Here is a 2,150-nt window from a genome sequence, read left to right as displayed (position 1 = left end):
ACATAAACACCGTTGATCAATTTACTTACATTGATCTGGTTGTTCAGTAAGATACCGTTTGCAATCACCTGTCCTGCGGCATTGTAGATCGTATACTTAGCTCTCTTGCTGATATTCTTCACAAACAATACTGAACTTACAGGGTTTGGATAGATCATGATACTGGTCTGATCAATTGGGTTAGCTGCAATTGGTTTTGAGATTCTCACCGTGTAATCCTCTACTTCTCCGTTCTTGAAGTCTGTACAGTTTACAGGGATACCATCTCTTGACATTGCTACTCTCATCACAACATACTTATAGTCTGTCATACTTACAAAGGCATCAGCAGGGACATTGAACTTTCCTGATACTGGACTGTTTGAATTCGGTGAAGAAGTAAATACTCTTTCATTGATATCAAACTCGCCGTTTCTGTTGAAGTCAATCCATACCGCGATTCCTTCATCGTAGGTAGTTCCTGTCCATTTCTTCTCAATGATAATCTCATTGTCTGTTGAACCCTGAATCATTTCGATGAATGTTTTAGGAACTCCCGTATAATCGGTATACGTAGAGGCTCCTGATTCATTCTCCATTGTTTTCTTACCAGTTGGTTTCACGGTAACTTTAGAAATATGTTCTCCTGTTGAACTGCCTGCCTTCATCTTACAGTAAATTACTGTAGGAGTTGTGAAGTAGTATGGAGGAGTGTAATTTCCTGGTGTACCGTTACAGATATTCACTACCTGCATCTCATACTTCGTTAATTCAGTAAGACCTGTTAATACAAGGTTATTAACTAATGATGGTACTTCTGTCCAGCTTGGAATTCCTACTTTTCTATATCTAAGAACGTAAGTTGCTCCTGGGAAAGGATCCCATGTAATCTCTGCCGATGTAGGCAATAATTGAGTAATGGTCAATCCTGGAGGAGGAATCTGACATATTCTTTCTGTTGTAAATACTTTAGGGTTAGAATATGGATTCAATGTGGTTTCTCCATTACACTGATTTGCAATCTGAACTTCATATGTAGTATATGGCTCTAATGCTGTTACACTTCCTAATACATAAGTATTGGCAGGAGCTGCCGGTAAACTTACAATATTCCATGTAGTAGTACCTACTTTTCTCCATCTCATTGTATAGGTAGAGCTTGCTGCCAGCGGAGCCCATGTAATCAATGCTGTTGTTGGAGTAATGTTACTTACTGTTACGTTTGGAGGAGTAGGATCACATCTTGTTGTGAAGGTCTTGATCGGAGTTGCTGTTCCTACAATATCTCCACAAATTGCTGCCACTTCTACTTCATAAGTTGTAGCTGGAGTCAATCCATTAATTACCAATGGAAGGTTACCCAATTGTGTGGAAGCATATACTGACGTCCATGCAGTTGTTCCCTGAACTCTGTATCTCACCACATAACTTACTCCTGCACCTGTAATAGTAACTGTGGCTGATGTATGGGTTGTGGTAAATGTAGGTGCATTGGGTGTTGCATTGCTACAAGGTCTTATTTTTACTCTGTAGTCTTCTACTTCTCCATCTACTGCATTCTGACACATTACCGGAGCACTTGTACGTTTAAGCACAACTCTCAGGGTAGTTGTCAATGGTCCTGTGTAAGCCGTTGATGGAACTGCAAAAGTGGCAGTAACAGGAGTAGTTGTATTGGCAGGAGAAATTAAAATTCTCTCGGCGTCAGTAAACTGACCGTTTCTGTCAAAGTCAAGCCATGCAGTTACAGCATCGTTTCCAGTTGCTCCCGTCCAGCCTTTTGCTACAGAGATTTTATTATTTTGAGAATTGACATCTAAAGTAATAAGAGTCTCAGGAGTAGTATAGCTGGTATAGTTAGTCTGTACTGAAGTGTTATTCATTGGTGGAACTCCAAGGTTCGAAGAGGTAACCGTTACATTCGAAATATGGTCGTTGGTTCCGGTACCTGTCATCGGGCAATAAGACAATGGCGGTGTTGTAAATGCTACTGATGACGAGTAAGCTCCTGTAGAACCTCCACATGTTGTAGAAACCTGAACTTCATAGTTGGTCTGTTCTGTAAGACCTGTAATTCCATAGAAGTTCTGACCTGCAGTAACGGTAGCAGTCTGCCAGGCTCCACTTGGTGCCACTCTCCATCTTACGGTATAAGTAGCTCCAACAGTAGA

Annotated in this window: 1 protein-coding gene; it reads right to left on the bottom strand. The window is 40.8% G+C overall.

The window, feature by feature from the left end; translation table 11 throughout:
- A partial coding sequence (locus tag BOQ62_RS05355) for a GEVED domain-containing protein (protein ID WP_129037738.1) occupies positions 1-2,150 on the bottom strand: 2,150 nt, incomplete at both ends.

It is taken from the genome of Chryseobacterium sp. CH21 (genome assembly GCF_004119445.1).
GTDB lineage: Bacteria > Bacteroidota > Bacteroidia > Flavobacteriales > Weeksellaceae > Chryseobacterium.
The sequence above is the reverse complement of the archived record's forward strand: the minus strand, read 5'-3'. Positions and strand labels throughout refer to the sequence as shown.